The sequence below is a fragment of the Clostridium chauvoei genome, assembly GCF_002327185.1.
GTDB lineage: Bacteria > Bacillota > Clostridia > Clostridiales > Clostridiaceae > Clostridium > Clostridium chauvoei.
The window spans coordinates 529,366-549,539 of record NZ_CP018624.1 but is presented as its reverse complement, the minus strand read 5'-3'; the positions used below and the strand labels follow the sequence as shown (position 1 = coordinate 549,539).

The following is a 20,174-nucleotide window of genomic DNA, read 5'->3' as shown; positions in this document are numbered from 1 at the left end:
CCAATCCTAAAATCCCTTACTTACTAACATGAATGAGATAACGAATCCTAATAATGCATATGTTTCAACCATAGCTGCTAAAATGATACCCTTAGTGTTGTGTTCTGGTCTTTTAGCTAATATTTGAATACCTGCTGCTGCAACTTTACCTTGAGCAATACCTGACCATAATCCAGCGAAAGCTATTGGTAAACAAGCTCCTAATAAGTACATACCTTGTTCTAAAGTCATTCCTGAAGTCATCTTACTGAATACTAAGAAACCTATAACGAATCCGTATAAACCTTGAGTACCTGGTAATAGTTCAAGAACTAATGCCTTACCAAACTTTTCTGGTTCTTCTGTAACTAATCCTGTAGCTGCTTGACCTACTAAGCCAACCCCTTTAGCTGATCCTATACCTGATAAACCTACTGCTAAAGCAACTCCTATTGCAGCAAAAATAAATCCACCGTTATTTTCTATAAAAAATTTAATCCAACTCATTTCCATTGTTAAATCCTCCTAATTTCTTTTTAAGTTTATATATTTGTCTGAAGCGGTAAATGGTTCAAATGGTTTTCCACCACCATCATAGAATTTTGAGAAATATTCTACATATTGTAGTCTTGCTGTATGAACATAAGCTCCTAATAATGAAAGAAGTAAGTTAAATATGTGAGCTAATATGAAGAATACAGGTCCTACTATCCAAACTGCTACTCCTGGTAAAGAACCAATAAGTAAGTTTAATGCTCCTGCTATACTTCCACCAGCTAAACCTAATGCCATAAGTCTTGTATATGATACTAAGTCTCCTACATATCCTGTTATGCCATATAAAGCATATAACCCTTGACCTAATTGAGCTCCCTTAGATTTTTCTGCTCTACCACCTGTTAAAATAATTACAATCATACCGAATATCATTGCAAATTTTGAAATAGTTCCAACTATTGCTGGTAATCCAAACATTGGTGCAAGTACTAATAGTCCTATTGATACTAAAGTAATTACCCATGCTCCTACATCATAAAATGCATCTAATGGCTTACCTAATTTAATTAATGTATATGCTTTTATTCCAAGTCCAAAGAATATTTGAATTACTCCTAAAATTATAGATAATATCAGTATTGTATTAACATCCCTTGAAGGGTCTACAAGTTTTGGTAATGGTAACATATCTCCAAAGAATGATCCATATATTAATCCAAATGCTATTGTTGGAATACTTAGATAAAAGAAGAATCTTGCAAAATCTCTTTTACTTTTATCAAGATTTAATCCTTTTAATGCAAAAATTGATCCAAGCATAACTAAAAGGCCATATCCAGCATCTGCAACCATCATACCAAAGAATATTAAGTAGAATGGTGCTAATAGTGGTGTTGGGTCTACTTCATTGTACTTTGGATAACTGTACATTTCAGTTACTTGTACAAATGCTGATGTCATTTTACCATTTTTTAATTTTATTGGTACATCATCAATTTCTTCATCTTTAACTTCTTCAAAGTTTAAGTAATAGTCATCTCCAAGTACATCTTTGCATATAGAAATTAACTTATCGTTATCTTCTTTACAATTCCATCCTTGTATTGTAACTATTGTGTCAGTCTTTAAGAAGTTCTTTGATACAGCTTTTCTTTGTATCTTACTAGTATAATAATCATATACTAATTGAAGTGTCTTTAGTTCTGATTTAAAATCTAAAAGTTCTTGCTTAACAAAGAATTCTTTTGATTTTAACTCTTCAATTTCAGCTTTGAAATCAGTAATTGACTTCATTGGAACATGTTTACTTTCTGTTTTGAAATAACTAAATCCTAAACCTCTTAGTACCTCTGATATTTTTTCCTTATCTTCTAAATTAGCAAGAATAAGTACATTAATATCATTGTTATTTCTAGATATAATCTCAAGATATACTTCATCTAAACTTTCAACCAAAGTTTGTTCATATTCCTTTTGAATAGTACCTAAGACACAATAAGTCATTTTTAATTCATTTAATGACTCAAATGAAGTATCTAAAGATTGCCATGGAGTTAATATTTCTATTTCTCCTTCTAGTTTAGTAATTTTAGCATGTAAACTAGCTAGCTCATCTTCTTTTTCTTTAACCTTATCATAAACTGCTAACCATTCTGATTTCTCTACTTGGCTTTCAAGTTCATCTAAGCTTAAAGATTCCTTATCGTCTTCTAAGGCTTTTAATCCAGATTTTTTTGGTACATAATTTGTTAAGAAGTTTACTGCAGACTTAGCTTTTGATAAATTTTCTTCGTACTTTGCGCACTCTGAATCTATATCGTCTTTTGAAAGACTTTTAAGCTCTTCATACTTTTCTAGTAATTCTTCATCTTGTAAATCAACAAATTCTACACTAGAAAATCCTTGTAATCTACGAATAAGCTCTTCTTTTTGAGATTCAAATGCTAGCAAAGTGAATTTGTTCATCTTAACTATTGCCATGAATTTTCACTATCCTCTCAACGACTAAATTAATAGCATTATCTTTCTTTGCTCCAGACACATCATATATGCCTTGAACTTCTTTTTCACCTTTCGTTAAGATAGGTTCAGCTTGTTTATCGCCTTCAGTTTGAGCATCTTGCATAAGCTTCATTCTTTTTGCTTTTGCTTTTTCTAAAATTTCATCATATTGTTTTTCTGCTTCAACAGTAGCATTTTTTATGATTTCCTTAGCCTTTGCTGTAGCTTCTGAAACTATAGCTTCCGCTTTAGCTTCTGCTTTTTTAATTTCACCTATTGCTTCTAATGCCAAAATCTCACCACCTTTATTACTGTCATTTATTTATTAATAAAAGTAACACTATTGTCAGTATTAAATTATTACTCTATATAGTATGCACTTATTACTTTATATAGTATGATTTAATTACTTTATATAGTATTAATTACTTTTTACTATTTTTCATTATACACCGTTTCGTGTATTTTTCAACAATTTTATTTCATTTAAAGCATAAACAAACTATTCTTACAAGGTTTGTAAATGTTTAAATAGACTTACTTTCTTTTTTTAGCCTTTTTTTAATATTAATAAATTTCTTCAGTAATATTTATTATATCACCTTCATGCCCAAATAAATAGTATGTTTTTTCATTTATTACCTTCCCATTATGCATAAATTTATCTATATTTATACTAAATGATTCTACATGATAATTCTTTAATAGATATTTTTCTCTAATTTTTTCCTTAATAGCCTGCTCTTCTTCTTTATCTAATCCTCTTTCAAAAAATGCTGGCATACCTCTTCTTTTATTAAAATTTAGGTAATCATATTTTGCTAAATCCATCAAAATAGAATTATCTTCTTTTAATATTTCCATATTAAAATCTAAAAATACTTTATAGTACTCATTATTCCCTATATTTTTATTGAAATATCCCTTTTTGTCGAAAAAGCTACCTAAACTTTGGTAAAAATCAAATGGTGTTTCAAATTTGACAACTAAATACTTTATTATATTATTAAACTTTTGACTATTATAATATTTATCGACCATTTCCTCAACTTTCTTTAACTCTAGTATTTCATAATATGAAATATTTTTAGTTTTTAATATTTCATATGGTGGATACGGTGAATATTTCATTCCATACTCTTCTGCTTCTTCTCTCATTGAAGATCCTCTAAGTAACTTTAAAAACCCTAGTTGAACTTCTTCTGGGTTAATATTATAAACATCATTAAATGACTTTTTAAAAGATTTAAAATCCTCTCCTGGTAATCCAGCTATTAAATCTAAGTGTTGCTTTATATTTTTTATACTAAGTAGTTCTAGAACCTTTTCTTTTATATCGCTAAAGTTAACAAAACGATTTATACGTGTCAAAACTTCATCATTAGTAGTTTGAACTCCTACTTCAAATTGGAATCTATCCTTTGGCGCCTTTTTTAAAAGTTCCAATTCCTCATTTTTTAATATGTCTGCTGATATTTCAAAGTGAAATTGAGTTTTGGTATCTTGATTTATTAAAAATTCCCATATAGCCATAGCAAACTTATGATTGCAATTAAAAGTTCTATCTACAAATTTAACAAGCCTTACTTCTTTATCAATAAAAAATTGTAATTCTTTTTTCACTCTATCTATATCTAAAAATCTTACACCATGAATTGTAGAAGATAAGCAGTACTTGCAATTAAATGGACATCCTCTAGATGCTTCATAATAAACTATTTTATTATCAAGATTTTCCTCCTCTTCATAAGGAAACATTATGTCATTCATATTCATCAAAGGTCTTTTTCCATTTGCAACTACTATACCATCTTTTTTAAAATATAAACCTCTTACACTATCTATGTCTCTTTTTCCTAGTTTATATTCCACAAACTCTCTATATGTCTTTTCCCCTTCTCCTTCTATTATGTACTCACCATTTAATTCTTTTAATATATTTTGACTATCATAAGATACTTCTGGTCCCCCATAAAGTATTTCTATATTATCATCTACTAGCTTTATAAGATTTGATAGTCTTTTTATCATTTCTATATTCCAAATATAAGTTGAAAAAGCAACTACATTTGGTTTTTCTTTTATAATTTCCTCCAATATTTTCTCATCTCTATCATTTATTGAGAATTCTCTTATTTGACAATTATAATCCATATCTTTTGTAAATGCTCTTAAGTATCTAACAGCTAAGTTACTATGAATAAACTTAGAATTTATAGCAGTAAGTAAAATTTTCATAACTTTCTTCCTTTCTTATAAATAAAGTTCTATGTAAAACAAAAACCATAATACTCCTAAAGTTTAAAACCTTAGGAGTACAAACCTTATTGTTATAACTATTTACATATCCCTTTAAATATATTAACAGCTACAAGTTTCTATATCAACTTCAAGAACTTTATTATTATTTTTTTAGCTTTTATAAAATGAATATCTTCCCACATTTTAGTTTCTTCTATTTCATAATATTTTTCAAGTATTATTTTAGTTTCATCTATATTAGATTTAGAAAGAGGATTTAAGTTTTTAAATTCAAATTCCCTAAAAGTACCTGATGGTAATATAGCTCTTATTTTATTACTTATAACTTCCCCTACTTCTTTATTTATATCCCATATGCAAATTTCTCCACCAATTTTTAGATATTTAGTAACTTCATTAATTAACTTTTCTCTTGTGTTATTACTCCATATATTGCTTAAACAAAAGAATATTGTGCATGTATCATACTCTCCACCTTCAAGTAAATGTCTAGTTTCACTTCCTATGTAATCTACTGAAATCTCATCCATAATATCTTTTGACAAGTTATATATCACACCAAAGCTTTCACCTATGTCTAAAATATCACCATTTAGCTTTACATCAGATAAATTAAGTATTATCGTTTTACCCATTTTTATACTCTCCTTCCACACCATAATATATTTATATTATATTATTACTCTATACTAAATATTAACATCTAATATCCATTTTTTGTAATATTTCTTTCGACACTTTATTAAATACATAAAAAAGTTTTATAAATAAAAGGCGTGCATTTATAAATACACACCTTTTTAAGTAAAATAATGTTTTATTATTAATATTTTTGTCTACCTTTTGTTAACTAAGTTTTTCTTATTAAATTTGAATATGATACAGATTAATAATACTATTAAAAATCCTATAAAAAATATCCATACTACTTTTGGAAGATTAAATAAAGTACCTGAATTTAAAGTTTCTAATCTATATAAGCAACCTAGATTACTATCTAATATAAAGAATCCATCCTCATAAAACTTAACCTTTTCTACATAACTATTCTCACTTAAATCTACTAATTTCTTCAAAATCCCATCTGTTGTAAGAGCATATAAAACACTTTGTTTGTTATCTGCAAATATCATTGTATCTTTCAAAAAGAATTTACCTTCTTTATCAATTGCAAATCCATTTAAAGAGCTAATATCTTTATGCTGATATAATGGTGCTGTAGGTGTTTTTATTGGATGATTTTCTATTAGAAAATCTATTTTTTCCCCCTCAGTAAATCTTGGTGAAATTATAGGATCTCCTCCACTATAATCTGGCCATCCATACCAAGCACCTTTTTTAAATTCGTATATATAGTCTTTATCATCTTTTATAGGTCTTAGTCCTCTATCTTCCATTCCTCCTACGATACCTTTTATATTACCTTCGCTATCATCATCAATACCTTTAACATTTCTAATACCATGAGAAAATATTGTAGTTTCTTTGTTCTTTAAATCATAAGCCATTATAGAAGCGTTACCTATCTTATTTTCTTTTACCTTTTCTCCTTTTTCTACTGAAACTGAATAAGGTGAAAAAGGTCCTGTTTTATTTTCTCCACAATTACTACCTGTTAATATCCACGGAATTGTTGCAATATCTTCTGCTTTTCCTTTTTCATCTACTATACCTGAGTTTGTATTACTCCCTACTGTTAAATATAAAATATCATCTTTATATAATAATTGTATATTTTTATTTTCACCTCTATTAGGTATATCTGTTACTAAATCTTGGCTTTCATGAGTTTTTGGATCGTATTCCACAACTCTATTATCTGTAGCAATAAAAAGTTTATCATCATGCCATAGTATATCTAGAATATCAAAGGAGCTTTCATTTATTATAACTTCATCCTTTCCATCTTTATTCAATATTCTAATTGTATCCTTAAAGGCTATGTATAAATTTCCGTCCTTGTCAAAATCAAAACTTTTTGCCCCATTGCATCCTTTTAATCTAATAGACCAATCTATATTTTGATATATTACGTCTAAATCATATTTATTTGTTAATTTAAAAATGCCAAAAGCACAGGTTACAATTATAATTGATATGGCTAGAAATTCTATAAAGCGTTTCATATATCCCCCTCCTTTTTGCCTTATGATTAATTTATATTTTAAAATAAGTAAAATATTACCTGAATATTTTAAATTATCCTTTTTTCTACTATTGTGAAAATATAATAATACTTTAGAATTGTATTACTAAATTAGCTTATAATCTTATAAATTACTATTATAAGTTAAAACCTTCTGAAAAATTAAAGTAATAAAAGTTTTTACAACTTCTGGATCAAATCTATTTCCAGAATAGTGCTTTAATTTTTCAATAGCTTCTTCTCTACTTATAGGTTTTTTATGTAATCTTCCTGTAATCATTGCATCATAAGTATCTACAACAGCTATTATTCTAGCTAATATAGGAATCTCCTTCCCCCTTAATCCTAAAGGATATCCCATGCCATCCCACCTTTCATGATGTGTTAACACAGAATTAGCTATTTGTATAAGTTCGCTAGACGAATTTATTATTCTATATCCTTTTTCTGTATGAGTTTTCATAATTTCAATTTCTTCATTGCTTAACTCACTATTCTTTAATAAGATATCTTTTTTTATTCCTATCTTCCCTATATCATGTAATTGCGCTACTAAAGAAAGGTCCTCTAATTCTACTTCACTTAAGCCCATTTTCTTTCCTATTTCATTAGAATGTTTAGCTATTCTTTCTATATGTTCATCTGTTTCTATACTTTTTAATTCTAAACTATGTCTTAAAGATTTTATAATGGATTTCTTTATATTATTCGATTCTAATAATTTCTGATGATATACCTTATCTTCTACACTTTCTATACAATTATATATATCTTCAGACATTGAAGTTCTAATTCCAGCTCCTAAAGCTATACTTAATTTTATAAATTCATACTCATGATTTTTACATCTATTTAGTATGTCTTGTATCATAGATTCACATTGGCTCTTATTACACTTAGGAAGTAGAATTATAAATTCATCTCCTCCCCACCTAAATACATCTCCCTTTTCTTTACAAACATCCTTCAATATATTAGCTATATTTTTCAAGAATTTATCACCTTGAAGATGCCCTATTGTATCGTTTACCAACTTGAGTCCATTAACATCTCCCATTATTACCCCTAACGGAAGGTATTTTTCCTTATCTAGTTCCTTTACTCTTTCCTCAAATTTAGTTCTATTATATAGGCCTGTTAATTCATCTGTATAACTTAAATATCTAAGCTTCTCTTCTAATATTTTTCTTTCAGTTATATCTCTAGATAATCCTACAATACCTAAAACATCTCCACCTTTATTTATAACAGGAACCTTTAAATTTTCTTCTATTCTTGTATCTCCATTCTCATCTGTAATTATACATTCAAAATACTTACTTTTCTTTTCAGCAATTACTTCTTTATCTTGCTTTATAAATTCTAAGGCTACTTCTTTATCTGAAAATATGTCCATATCAGTTTTTCCCTTTAATTCATCTACTCCTCTTCTTTTATAAAACTCTTTAAATCGTTTATTATACATTAAAAATTTAGATTTATTACTTTTATAAAATATACTTTCTGGCAATACATCTATAATAGTCTTTAATATATTACGTTGATTTTTTAACTTGAAATATTTTTCTTTTTTTTCAGTAACGTCTACTATTATTCCTGCTACCGCTTTAACACCTTGATTTTCATTTTTAAGAGGGATTATATAGCACTCTATAAATTTATTATCTTTTTCACCTGAAACTTTTCTTAAAATTCCTGATTCAATACATTTTTTAATTTCATTATTATATTTTTCAGTTAATCTATTTTCAAAAACACCATTTTCTTTTTTACCATCAAACCATTTTGTATATTCTTTTTTATATAACGAATTTAAAAATATAATATTTTTATTTATATCTTCAACCCAAACTGGCCATGGCATATTTTCAAAAAATAATTTATATATATCCATTGTATCCATTCCTTTTTTAAATAGTAACTCTTTTATGTATTATACATCAAAATTAAAATAAAATATATAATTAAATTAAAATTTAAACACATATAACTTATAATCTTTGTTGTATTTTGTAATATTTAATGTAATATCATAATTTTTAATTTATTCGAATAAATATAAATGTAATTAAAGGAGTGAATAGCTGTGGGAAAAGATAATTTTGTTAAAAACTCATTTTTACTTACCGCATCAAATATAACAACTGGTATTTTAGGTTTTATATTTTCAATATACTTATCTAATCTTATAGGTCCTAAAGGAATCGGATTATATAGTTTGGTTATGCCAATATATAATCTGTTTATTTGCTTGATGACAGCAGGTATTATAGCTGCTATTTCACAAGTATCAGCAGTCTATAACGCTAAAGGTGAATATAATAACATACGAAAAACAATGAAAACTGTAGCTATATTTAATATTGTATGGGCTGTTATTATAGGAATTATTGTTTTTATTCTTGCTCCATTTATAAGTAAATATGGAGTTAATGATGTTAGGACTGTAAATGCAATAAGAGTTACTTGTCCTGCTATGGTTTTTATAGCCTTATCTAATATTTTAAAAGGATATTTTTATGGAGTTTCTAAAATAACTATGCCTTCTTTTATAGATATTTTAGAAAAAGCTATGAGAGTTTTAACTCTTGCCCTTTTAATTTTTATGTTTAAGTCTAAAACTATTGAAGGCTTAGTAACCCTAGCTTATGTATCACTTGCAATTGGTGAGCTTCAAAGTTTATTACTACTTTTTACTTATTATAAACATTTATCTAGAAAAGCACCTATAACCAAGGATAAACCTGAAAGAGCTTCACAATTATTATTTAACGTATTTATAATTGCTTTTCCTCTTTGTATAAATGGATTTTTAGGTAACTTATTTGCAACAGCTTCTACATTAATAATTCCAAGAAGATTAATAGTTGCTGGATTCGATTATTCTACCGCTCTTGGTTTAATTGGTAAATTCACTGGTATGGCTTTAACTATAATTAGTTTTCCAATGATTGTAGTAAGCTCTATAAACTCTCTTATAATACCTGATTTATCTCAAACTTTAAGTAAAGGTGAGTATTATAATGCAACTGTTAGAATAAGGAAGGTAATGAAGATAGCCTTTTTACTGGGACTTGCTACTACTATAATTTGCAATATAATCCCTGACTCTTTAGGGCAGATGTTTTATAACAGAGACGATTTAGGCCAATATATAAAAATCAGTTCTCTTTGTGCACCTATTTTATTTACATCAACTACAATGTTTGGAATTCTTAATGGGTTAAATAAACAAGGAATTATTTTAAGAAACTCTCTTATAGTTGCATTTGTAGAACTTATCTCACTTTTTATATTTACAGCTATACCAAGTATAAATATTTTAGGATATGCTTTAACAATGTTCATAACTTCAACTTTAAGTCTTGCAATTAACCTTTATGAAGTAAAAAAACATTTAGATTTAAACTTATCTAAAACTAATATAAGTATTTTTATTTTGTTAAGTATATTAATTTATATGATTTTAAACATATTATCAATTACTCTTCTAAAAGACTTATTTATAGCTAAAAATATAATTATTTGCGTATTATCCTTTGGTATATTTGCAATTTTAAGTTTTTTTGGTGTTGTAGAAGATTAAAAAGGTGAGCTCTCCAGCTCACCTTTATAATAATTGTCTTCTAATACTTCTCGGCATTACTTTATATAATTTAGGAGAAATTATATCTAAATCTTTTTTTCTTATTCCACCAAAACAAACCATTATGTATAAGTAAACTACTCCCCCTATAGCTACTAAAACAAAAGTTGCAAGACCTATTAATAGTCTAGTCATTAACGCTCCTTCAGAAATTATCCAGATTGATCTAAGTACAGGAACCTTAATTATATATATAACAAACGTCATAATTATTGATGATATTATTGGGGTTATTGCTTGTTTTATTATTGGAACTTTTACCTTAAAGAACTTTGTTAGCTCTATATGATTTATTATTGCTGGAACTAAAAATGCCAGTAAATTCCCGATTACAGCTCCCATTATATTTATTTCTTTAATACCTACAAGGAAGTAATTTGCTATAAATTTTATTATTATCCCAAGCCCAGCTGTAGCTAATATTAAATACAACTTATTAATTCCTTGAAGGATTGTATTTTGTATAGTTGTTATTGACATAAATATTAAAACACAAGAACCATACATTAAAAGTTCATACCCTTGTGAAGTTCCAAATAAGAATTCATAAATTGGTTTTGCTAAAACAGCTAATCCAAAAGTAGCTGGTATAGTTATCATATAAGTTATTCTAAAAGAATAACTCATTTGTTTTTTTAATTCTTTTTTATTTCTTTCCACAAAAGCTTGAATTATCTTTGGAAAAATAGCTGTTCCTAAAGCAGTAACTATTGTTAATGGTACATATATTAATGTTTTATAACTTCCTAATATTCCATATAAGCTATTTACTTCTGAACCTATAAAACCTGCATGTAATAATCTACCGTTAACATTTGCTACATCAATGATTCCTGCTGCATTTTGCATTCCTGCAACTAATGTTATTGGAAGTCCATACATTATAAGTTTTCTTAAAATAATTCTATCACTTACTTTTTTAGTAGACGTATCACTTATAATTGCTTCTTCTTCATAATCTCTTTTTTCATATATGAACATTATAAATACTATTGCAACTAACGCTCCTATTGAAGTACCAACAGTTCCTCCAGCGCTACCCCACTCTAAACTAAATTTTGCAAGTAAAAAAGCAAATACTAAACTTAAAACTACATTTATTATTTGTTCTAAAACTTGTGATATAGCTAAGGTAGTCATATCTTCTATTCCCTGTATATATCCTCTATATGAAGATAATATTGCTGATAATACAATTGTTGGCCCTAAAATAAATAATGCTATTCCTGATTTAGGCGCATTAACAAATTCTGCTATATTAGATGCAAAAGTCATAAATATTGCAGTAACTACCACCCCTATTATAGCTAAATACCTTCTGGCAAGCTTCATCGCTCTTAATGCATCTTTATGATTTCCAATAGCTCTAAGTTCTGTAACAACCTTAGTAACAGCTGGTTGAGTACCTAAACTTGTTACTGCAAATATAAATATAAAAACATCATAACTTGCTTGATATATTCCATAACCTGCTACACCTATTATTCCTCTTAAAAACGGCATATAGACAGCTGAAAGTAACTTCCCTACAAGTCCAGCTATAGATAATATTAAAAAGCCTCTCCCGGCATTTCTCTCTTCCATACTTATCCCCTTTTATAATCTATATTGAAAACTTAAATACATCCTTCTTTATCTTTTTAAATATTGGAGGTAAACTTTCAACTACTGTTTTATTTTTTAAGTAATCTAATTTCCCATCCGTATTTCTAAAGATCAGTTTATATGCATATAAAAACTGACAATCTAACCCAAACTTATTTGCAAAGAAAGAATTTAATTTTCTATCTCCGTATTTACTATCACCTATAATCGGTGTTCCAAGGTGAGCTAAATGAGCTCTAATTTGATGACTTCTTCCTGTTATTAAATTTATTTCTAATAAAGAATATGCACCATTAGTTTGTATAGTTTTAACTTCCATGGCTATCTCTTTTGAATTTGGAACTTCATTATCATATACTTTTGATATATTAACTTCCTCATTTTTTAGGATATAACCTTTATATAACCCATCTTTAACTTTACCTTTAACTAGTGCATTATAATATTTATCTACTTTACCTTCTCTTATTATTTCATTTAATTCTCTCAAGCCTTCAAAAGTTTTTCCGAAAATAACTATACCTGAAGTATTTCTGTCTAATCTATTGCATGATGCTGGAGTAAATGTTACTTCACTTTCTGGAAGATAATCACCCTTTTCATTTAGATATGATAAAACATAATCTGTTAATGTTGCTTCGTGCCCCTTTTGATCTGGATGAACTAATACTCCTGGCCACTTTTCAACAACTAAAAGATTATCATCCTCATAAGTTATCTTTAAACCACCAGATTCTACTTTTATAAACTTAGGTTTTGTCTTTTCTTTATTACTTTGAATATATTTTATTTCTACTACATCATCTAATTGTAATGTATAATTTTCCTTTTGTTTCTTTCCATTTACTCTTACGTCGCCTTTTCTTAAAGCCTTAAATATTTTACTTAAAGGAACATCCTTTAATAATTTTCTTAAGAACTTATCTAATCTTTGACCTGCCTCATTTGTACCTATTCCTATTATCAAACTAATCACTCCTAGTGTTTTTTCTATCTTTAATTATATTTTCCCCATTGTTATAGATTAATATTAAATTCCCTTCTTGTCAAATATTGAAGAACCAACTCACATTGTATTGCTACTCCTATAGTCAGACAATCTTCATCAATATCAAACAAGCTACTATGAGCTGGATATATAATCCCTTTGTCTTTATTGGAAGATCCTAAAAAATAAAATACACAAGGCCTTTCATTTGCAAAATATGCAAAGCTTTCAACTCCCATTTTAGGATTTTCTTGAACAATTATATTTTCCCTACCTAAAATATTATCTGACACATTTTTAAATAACTCTACCATAAAGTTATCATTATAAAGACTTGGATATGAATCTTCTATTTCGATACTACAATTAGCTCTTGATGCCTTACATATTCCACTTACTATCTCTGTTAGTCTCTTTTTTATATATTCTCTATCTTCTTTAAACATAGTTCTTATTATACCTGTAAGTATAACTTCTTCAGGTATTACATTTTGAGCTGTACCTCCATGTATTGTACCTACCGTCACTACTGCTTTATTATTAGGATTTATTTCTCTGCTAACAATAGTTTGTAGTGATAGAATAATATTACTTGCTATAACTATTGGATCAATTGTAGTATGAGGGTATGCCCCATGTCCACCCGACCCTTTTATAATTATTTTAAAAGGATTTGAAGATGCATTTACTACACCTTTTTTAACCATTACTTTACCACATTCTACAGTTTCTTCTACATGCAATCCTAATATAGCATCTACTTTAGGGTTTTCTAAAACACCTTCTTGAATCATAATTTTAGAACCGCCTATAGTTTCTTCTGCTGGTTCAAATAAAAGTTTTACATTTCCACTAAATAAATTTCTATTTTTATTTAAAAGTTTTGCACAACCTAAAAGTATAGCTGTATGTGCATCATGTCCACACGCATGCATCTTTCCATTAACCTTAGATGAATATATGCAAGAATTTTTTTCTTCAATAGGTAAAGCATCCATGTCTGCTCTTAACGCTATTGTTTTTAAATCTTGCCCCTCTTTTGTTCCTTCTATTATTCCACAAACCCCAGTTTTAGCTACTTCAACAAAATTAATACCTTCTTTTTTTAAAAAAGTTTTTATTAATTTTGAAGTTTCATACTCCTCCATACCTAGTTCTGGATTTTCGTGTAGTTTACGTCTTATATCTATAAGTTCACTCTTAATATTTAAGGCTTGTTGTTTGAAATAGCTCATAATACGTCCCCCTTTTTATAAGCCGAAACAAAAACCATTAAGAGGTTTTAACTAACTCCAAAATACCTCTATTTTATCACCATCTTTTAAACTATCAGTAAACTTAGCTTCCATACCATTTATTCTAAGATTTATTATACCTTGAGTATTTTTTAGGTCAAAATCTATATAATTAAATATGCTAACAAATATATTTTCAGTATCTTTTTTAAGTACTATGTTTTTTCCATTTACATTTACCTTTATTTCTTCACTAGAATTTTCAATAGTTTCTTTAGATGTTTCTATATCTTTTGTGTGAAATTTCTCTCCATCAGAAATTTCATAATTATCATCTAGCTCCATATCATTTTTATATAAAGCAACTTCTTTTTTTATTATATATTTCTTTAAATCTTCTATAGTTTTAGGCATTAAAAAAGTTACATTATCACCATCTTTAATTTCAGTATCTAGGCTTACTAAATTTCCATTTATAAATGATATTGTTTCAACATTTATAATTTTTTCATTTATATAAATACTTATACTATCTAAAGTCTTTATTTGTTCCATTATTTTGGGTTTAGCATCTAAGCCTTTTGTTGCAAAAGTTACTTCTATATTAGAGCCTGCTTTAATTCTTTCTTCTATATTGGCTAAATTTCCATCTAACTTTATAATAGGATTCTCTCCTTTTTCTCCAAAAGCTATTCTTTTATTTCCGTTTATTGTATATTTTATATTTTTCCCATTTTTAGCTATTAACATCGCTGGATTTATTCCTGCTTGTAATAATACATCCATTATTTTATGTTCCTTTGTATTAAACATAGTTATAGGAGTCTTATTTAAGATTACATCAATAAAATCCTTACCATTATTTTTTGCAGCTACTAATGCTATACCTAATACAGTAACACCTTCTGAGCCTAAATTATCATTGCTAATACATTCATCAATAGCCTTTCTATCTTTAATAGCAACTCTTTGTGGTGCCATTTTCAGTTCTGCTGTTATCTCTTCTGATAACCCTGGAGTATGAGCCCCTCCTCCAACTAAAAATAAAGCACTTGGAGACTTACTGCCATTTAGCTCTATAATTTTTTTTGATATACTTTCCGCTATCTTCTTTACTATAGGCTTTATTGCTTTTTTTAAATCCTCACTTTTAATAGTATTTTCAAAGCCTAATACATCTGTATATGTAATTTCTTCTTGAATATTTATTTTTTTCTTTATTTCTTCAGCTGAATTAAAATCTACTAAACACTCTTGTACTATAACCTCTGTTACTTCATCCCCAGCTTGAGGTACCATTCCATAAGCTGAAATTTTTTCATTAGCACTTATAGCTATATCAGATGTACCTGCTCCTATATCAATTAACGCTATATTTAAAAGTCTTAATTTTTTAGGAACAACTGCTTCTATTGCTGCTATTGGTTCTAATGTTAAGTTTTCAACTCTTAATCCTACTTTTTTAATAACAGTATATAAAGAATCAACAACAGATCTTGGAAGGAAAGTTGAAATAACTTCTACTGAAATATTTTCTCCCTTATGTCCATTAAGATTTGATATAACAAAGCCATTTAAATAATAGCTTACAACTGAATATCCAACACAATAAAGCTTACCATCTGTATTCCCTTGTATTTTCTCTTCAGCTTCTTTTACTGCAATTAACTCTAAACTTCTTATTGTATCATTAGTTATTTCTTCATCAGGATTTATTTCCATTTCAGCTTTAGTATCTATTGTTTTTAGGAATCTTCCTGCTGCTGCAATTGCTACTGATTCTAATTTTATGTTAAGTTCACTTTCCAAACTTGAAACTATTTCTAAAACTCCTTTAGAAACTAAATCTATATCATGTATTTGCCCATCTATCATAGCTCGTTGTTCATGTTCTATATATTTTTCACATATAACTTGCATCCTATCATCTTTTACTTCCAAAACTGTCCCTATCATAGAACGTGTTCCTATATCTAATGCAAATTTAAGATTTCTAACATTTAAATCATTCATAATATTAACCTCTTTACTCAATTCTAAAATCTATTAAATTACTCTCTATTAACACTTTTAAGGAAAATCTTCTCAAAATGTTGTCACCAAAGTCTATACTTATAGTATCTTTATCAATATCTAAAACTTTACCCTCTCCATAATTTTTATGGAAAATATTATTTCCAACTTCCATACCATAACTCTCTACTTTGTTTTCTTCTGAAAATTCACCTTCTTTTATAAATCTTGAAGGCTCCTTGAATTTACCCCTAATAGTTTTAGGTGAATATATATATAAATTATCTATAGCTCTTGTTATACCAACATAAAATAATCTTCTCTCTTCTTCTATATTTTTATCAATAGATGATTTATGAGGTATTGTTTCTTCATCACAATTTATTATAAATACATTTTTAAATTCCATTCCTTTAACACCGTGTATAGTGCTTAGTATAACTCCTTTTTGTTCAGCTTTACTTTCTTCTATTTGCTCTTTTACATTTTCAACATGATTTAAAAGTTCAACTATAGTCTTAAACCCTTGTGCTGCGCTTTTAAATTCTTCTAAAATATCTTCCAAGTCACTAATACTTTGATTATATCGTTCACCGTATTCTTTTAAGTAATCTATATACCCAAGTTCTGAAATTATAATTTGAATAGCACTCCCTAAAGATACTTTGTTTAAATATTGAATATCTCTTCTCAAATCTGCTATTTTTTAGCTTGATATGGAGGAGTATCCTTTTTATCTATAATTAAATCAAACGAGTTTTTATATTCATTTGAAGTTTTTACATAAGCAATAGTAGCTTTACTTATATATCTAAAAGGTTTGTTTATTATGTTAATAAAACTTCCTTTATCATTTATATTAATTGCTAATCTAAGATAACTTAATATATCTTTACATATAAAGTGATCAAAGAAATTGTATCCTTTATCTAAAAGTACAAAAGGTATTCTTTTTCTCGTAAAAGTATCTATTAAACTTCTAGCTTCCATATTTGTTCTATAAAGAATTGCATTCTCATCAACGGCATCTATACTTTTTTCTATTATTGATGCAATTTCTTCTCCTTGTGCTGTTTCATCGTAAGGTTTTGAATATCTTATAACCCCTCTATTTTCTTTAAAGGAATTTATTTTTTTTTTATTTCTTTTCAAATTATATTTAATTACCTTTTTAGATATATCCACTATATTTAATTTACTTCTATAATTAATTGATAAATATACCTTTCTAGCATCTTTAAAGTCTTCATTAAAACTTACCATATATTCTGGTTTTGATCCTCTAAAGCTATAAATACATTGATCCTCATCACCTACAGCAAAAAGTTCATTCCCATCATTTATTAACTTTAAAAAACTTATTTGTAAATCATCACAATCTTGAAATTCATCTACTAAAACATATTTAAATAACATTTTATATTTTTTTAATATTACTTCATTATCCCTAAATAACTTGAAAACAGTTATAGCTAAATCATCGAAATCCCAAAGGTTATTTTTATCTTTATATTCTTCATAATGAGAAAAACAATCTTCAAAAATTTCCTTTGATAATGTAGGCTTATATTCATCTAGTTCTTTTAGAGAAGTCTTAAAGTATGAAATATTATTTAAAACTTCTTTTATCTTATCATCATTTACATCATCTAAATATTTAGATAATACATTCTTAATTATTCTATAAGCTATTCCACCATCTATTATGTCTATTTTATATCCTTCTCTAAGTAAAATCTTATAAAACAATCCGTGAAAAGTCCCAAAGAAAGGTGCTTTTTCACAATCAAATATCTTCTTGTATCTAGTTCTCATATTGTCCGCAGCGGCCCTTGTAAAAGTAATTACTATTATATTACCTATCTTTATTTTCAAATTATTTACTAAGTAGTTTACTCTATTTATTATTACTGTAGTTTTTCCTGAACCAGGTGCTGCAACCACTAATACATTTCTATCTTTTATATAAACAGCTTCTTGTTGAAACTCATCTAAATTTATATTCATTTTATCCCCTTTACATTTTCGTTAAACTATTTAAAAATATAATTACCTATATTGTATTAATTATTTTATTTTTCTACAATAGATTTACTATATTTTTGAAAATAATAAAGGAGTGTTAAATACACTCCTTTTAATAGTTCATTATTTTCTCCATTAATTCATAACCAAAATATTTATCTTGTGAATAAGCAAAGTCTTCACTTATAGAATCTTTGTATATTAGCTTTGTTGTTAAATGTTCCTTGAATGGACAAATCTCATCTTCTTGAATTGATTCATTCATCGGGCAATCACTATAACAACTTACTTTTTCTCTACTAGTAGACCAAAATGGACACTTACTCATAATTCTACCCCCCAATACCCAAATGTGAAAACGAAACCATAATATTATTATAATATAACTCTATGTAAATTTAAAGATATTTAAGGTTGATTTGGTAATTTTTTTGTTTTTTCTTTAATATGTATTTATTTTTTCCGACCATTCTATTGCGTTTAAATATAAATCTCTTAAATTTCCTGTATTTATTTTTATTTTACTGCATAACTTGTACATAGTTTCAGTATTAATTTCCTCATATGCTAACGCAACTTTTAATATGTTACTTAATATATTTTCTTTACCTAATAAAGCTTCTTTAATAACAGAATTTACAGGAAGTTCAGATACTACACTATAAAGGTCGCTTTTCATCATAAGGTGCAAATCCGAAAATAATCCTACCATAAAAGCACTAGCTTTTTCTTCATAGTTTATTTTCTCCATAATTAATTCACAGAATTTTGCTCTTATAACTGTATTATTAGCATATTCCTCATTTTTACTTAGCCTCATTTCAACTACTGAAGTTATAGATAACCATTTCCGTAACTCTTCTATTCCTATAAGCATGATTCCTTGCCTTATAGATGATATTTCTTGAACAAAACTAAAGTATGCAGAATTTATAAATCGTAAAAATCTATAACTTAACGCCACATCTGACATCAATATTCCTTCTATTCTATTTATATCGAAATTTTTTTTTAATAATTCAACAAGCACATTAAATATTGTTGTATTTTTTATAGCTATATCTTCACCTAAAATTACAGATGGAGCACTAAAATAATATCCTTGAAAATAATGAAACCCTAAATTTATAGCTTCTTCAAACTCTTCTTTAGTTTCTATCTTTTCTGCAAGCAATTTTATATTACCTGATTTTGAATTATTATCTTTTATAAAATTAACTATCTCTATTCTTTTTTCTTTACTTGAAAACATAAAGTCTACTTTTACAATATCAACAATACCTATAAATTTTTCAACTTTATCAATATCATTAACATCATCTAAAGCTATACAATAACCTTTTCTTTTTAGAAACAATAAGTTATCTAATATTTCTTTTGTAGGCTTTACTGTTTCCAATACTTCTATTACTGTTCTCTGTTTAGGCAAAAGCGTTGCCATATTGCTATTTATAACTTCTTCTGGGAAATTAACAAATGCTCTTTTATTATTAGTTAACTTTTCTAATCCAAAAGATGAAATATTTTGAATAACTTTATATGTAGCATCTTCTGGATTTACAGAACTATCAAACTTATTTTCTAAAGAACTCCGGTATAATAGTTCATATGCAACTGTCTTTTCATTTTTATCATAAACCGCCTGTCTAGCTATAAAGATATCCATATATACTCCTAATCTCTCTATTTTATTTAATATTATACATTAATGATATCTCTTTTAAAAGGCATAGGATTATATTCATAAATAAAAAGAGTTTCATAATTGTGAAACTC

General features: G+C 27.2%; 14 protein-coding genes and 1 pseudogene. 1 reads left to right on the top strand and 14 read right to left on the bottom strand.

All coding sequences use genetic code 11. The features are described 5' to 3' along the window. Nucleotides 1-6 precede the first annotated feature (6 nt). From BTM21_RS02520 to BTM21_RS02490, 7 genes are all read right to left on the bottom strand, one after another. The gene (locus tag BTM21_RS02520) at nucleotides 7-492 is read right to left on the bottom strand and encodes a V-type ATP synthase subunit K (protein WP_021876296.1); all 486 of its coding nucleotides are present in this window, start codon (nucleotides 490-492) and stop codon (nucleotides 7-9) included. Between the two features lie 12 nt (nucleotides 493-504). After that, the gene (locus tag BTM21_RS02515; protein ID WP_079481541.1) at nucleotides 505-2,457 is read right to left on the bottom strand and encodes a V-type ATP synthase subunit I; all 1,953 of its coding nucleotides are present in this window, start codon (nucleotides 2,455-2,457) and stop codon (nucleotides 505-507) included. Beyond that, nucleotides 2,444-2,770, bottom strand: coding sequence for a V-type ATPase subunit (locus tag BTM21_RS02510; RefSeq protein WP_021876298.1), 327 nt, complete (start codon nucleotides 2,768-2,770; stop codon nucleotides 2,444-2,446). The genes BTM21_RS02515 and BTM21_RS02510 overlap by 14 nt, the downstream gene beginning before the upstream one ends. A 275-nt stretch (nucleotides 2,771-3,045) precedes the next feature. After that, on the bottom strand, nucleotides 3,046-4,716 hold the full coding sequence (locus BTM21_RS02505; RefSeq protein ID WP_021876299.1) for a B12-binding domain-containing radical SAM protein: 1,671 nt from the start codon (nucleotides 4,714-4,716) through the stop codon (nucleotides 3,046-3,048). Nucleotides 4,717-4,856: 140 nt separating this feature from the next. Beyond that, entirely contained in the window at nucleotides 4,857-5,375 is a 519-nt protein-coding gene (locus BTM21_RS02500) for a hypothetical protein (protein ID WP_096145320.1), read from the bottom strand. A 201-nt stretch (nucleotides 5,376-5,576) separates the two neighbouring features. Beyond that, nucleotides 5,577-6,866 (bottom strand): PQQ-dependent sugar dehydrogenase family protein, encoded by a 1,290-nt coding sequence (locus tag BTM21_RS02495; RefSeq protein ID WP_021876301.1) that lies wholly within the window; start codon nucleotides 6,864-6,866, stop codon nucleotides 5,577-5,579. A 144-nt stretch (nucleotides 6,867-7,010) separates the two neighbouring features. Continuing rightward, nucleotides 7,011-8,780, bottom strand: a complete 1,770-nt coding sequence (locus tag BTM21_RS02490) for a sensor domain-containing diguanylate cyclase/phosphohydrolase (protein ID WP_242944818.1) — start codon at nucleotides 8,778-8,780, stop codon at nucleotides 7,011-7,013. A gap of 192 nt (nucleotides 8,781-8,972) precedes the next feature. Between BTM21_RS02490 and spoVB the strand changes: the two genes are divergently transcribed. Continuing rightward, nucleotides 8,973-10,472, top strand: coding sequence for a stage V sporulation protein B (gene spoVB, locus BTM21_RS02485; RefSeq protein WP_079481542.1), 1,500 nt, complete (start codon nucleotides 8,973-8,975; stop codon nucleotides 10,470-10,472). Nucleotides 10,473-10,496: 24 nt separating this feature from the next. Here the strand turns inward: spoVB and BTM21_RS02480 are convergent, their stop codons facing one another. The 7 genes and pseudogenes from BTM21_RS02480 to BTM21_RS02450 form a co-directional block, all read right to left on the bottom strand. Continuing rightward, a complete protein-coding gene (locus BTM21_RS02480; RefSeq protein ID WP_021876304.1) occupies nucleotides 10,497-12,116 on the bottom strand; it encodes a putative polysaccharide biosynthesis protein in 1,620 nt (539 codons plus the stop codon). A gap of 19 nt (nucleotides 12,117-12,135) precedes the next feature. Further along, nucleotides 12,136-13,104 carry an RluA family pseudouridine synthase gene (locus tag BTM21_RS02475; RefSeq protein WP_021876305.1) on the bottom strand — a complete coding sequence of 323 codons (969 nt, stop codon included), beginning with the start codon at nucleotides 13,102-13,104 and terminating at the stop codon, nucleotides 12,136-12,138. Nucleotides 13,105-13,154: 50 nt separating this feature from the next. Beyond that, complete coding sequence (locus BTM21_RS02470; protein WP_021876306.1) at nucleotides 13,155-14,360, bottom strand: M20 metallopeptidase family protein; 1,206 nt, start codon at nucleotides 14,358-14,360, stop codon at nucleotides 13,155-13,157. Nucleotides 14,361-14,411: 51 nt separating this feature from the next. Beyond that, entirely contained in the window at nucleotides 14,412-16,373 is a 1,962-nt protein-coding gene (locus BTM21_RS02465) for a cell division FtsA domain-containing protein (RefSeq protein ID WP_079481543.1), read from the bottom strand. Between the two features lie 13 nt (nucleotides 16,374-16,386). Further along, nucleotides 16,387-18,380: pseudogene (locus BTM21_RS02460) on the bottom strand (ATP-dependent helicase). 130 nt (nucleotides 18,381-18,510) lie between these two features. Next, nucleotides 18,511-18,726, bottom strand: coding sequence for a hypothetical protein (locus tag BTM21_RS02455; protein ID WP_079481544.1), 216 nt, complete (start codon nucleotides 18,724-18,726; stop codon nucleotides 18,511-18,513). Nucleotides 18,727-18,840: 114 nt separating this feature from the next. Continuing rightward, nucleotides 18,841-20,064, bottom strand: coding sequence for an EAL and HDOD domain-containing protein (locus BTM21_RS02450; RefSeq protein WP_021876311.1), 1,224 nt, complete (start codon nucleotides 20,062-20,064; stop codon nucleotides 18,841-18,843). Between the last annotated feature and the right edge of the window lie 110 nt (nucleotides 20,065-20,174).

Bases quoted from the DNA above. Each gene is read 5' to 3' on its own strand.
- BTM21_RS02520 (WP_021876296.1), bottom strand. From the start codon at position 492: ATGGAAATGAGTTGGATTAAATTTTTTATAGAAAATAACGGTGGATTT.
- BTM21_RS02515 (WP_079481541.1), bottom strand. From the start codon at position 2,457: ATGGCAATAGTTAAGATGAACAAATTCACTTTGCTAGCATTTGAATCT.
- BTM21_RS02505 (WP_021876299.1), bottom strand. From the start codon at position 4,716: ATGAAAATTTTACTTACTGCTATAAATTCTAAGTTTATTCATAGTAAC.
- BTM21_RS02500 (WP_096145320.1), bottom strand. From the start codon at position 5,375: ATGGGTAAAACGATAATACTTAATTTATCTGATGTAAAGCTAAATGGT.
- BTM21_RS02495 (WP_021876301.1), bottom strand. From the start codon at position 6,866: ATGAAACGCTTTATAGAATTTCTAGCCATATCAATTATAATTGTAACC.
- BTM21_RS02490 (WP_242944818.1), bottom strand. From the start codon at position 8,780: ATGGATATATATAAATTATTTTTTGAAAATATGCCATGGCCAGTTTGG.
- BTM21_RS02480 (WP_021876304.1), bottom strand. From the start codon at position 12,116: ATGGAAGAGAGAAATGCCGGGAGAGGCTTTTTAATATTATCTATAGCT.
- BTM21_RS02470 (WP_021876306.1), bottom strand. From the start codon at position 14,360: ATGAGCTATTTCAAACAACAAGCCTTAAATATTAAGAGTGAACTTATA.
- BTM21_RS02465 (WP_079481543.1), bottom strand. From the start codon at position 16,373: ATGAATGATTTAAATGTTAGAAATCTTAAATTTGCATTAGATATAGGA.
- BTM21_RS02455 (WP_079481544.1), bottom strand. From the start codon at position 18,726: ATGAGTAAGTGTCCATTTTGGTCTACTAGTAGAGAAAAAGTAAGTTGT.
- BTM21_RS02450 (WP_021876311.1), bottom strand. From the start codon at position 20,064: ATGGATATCTTTATAGCTAGACAGGCGGTTTATGATAAAAATGAAAAG.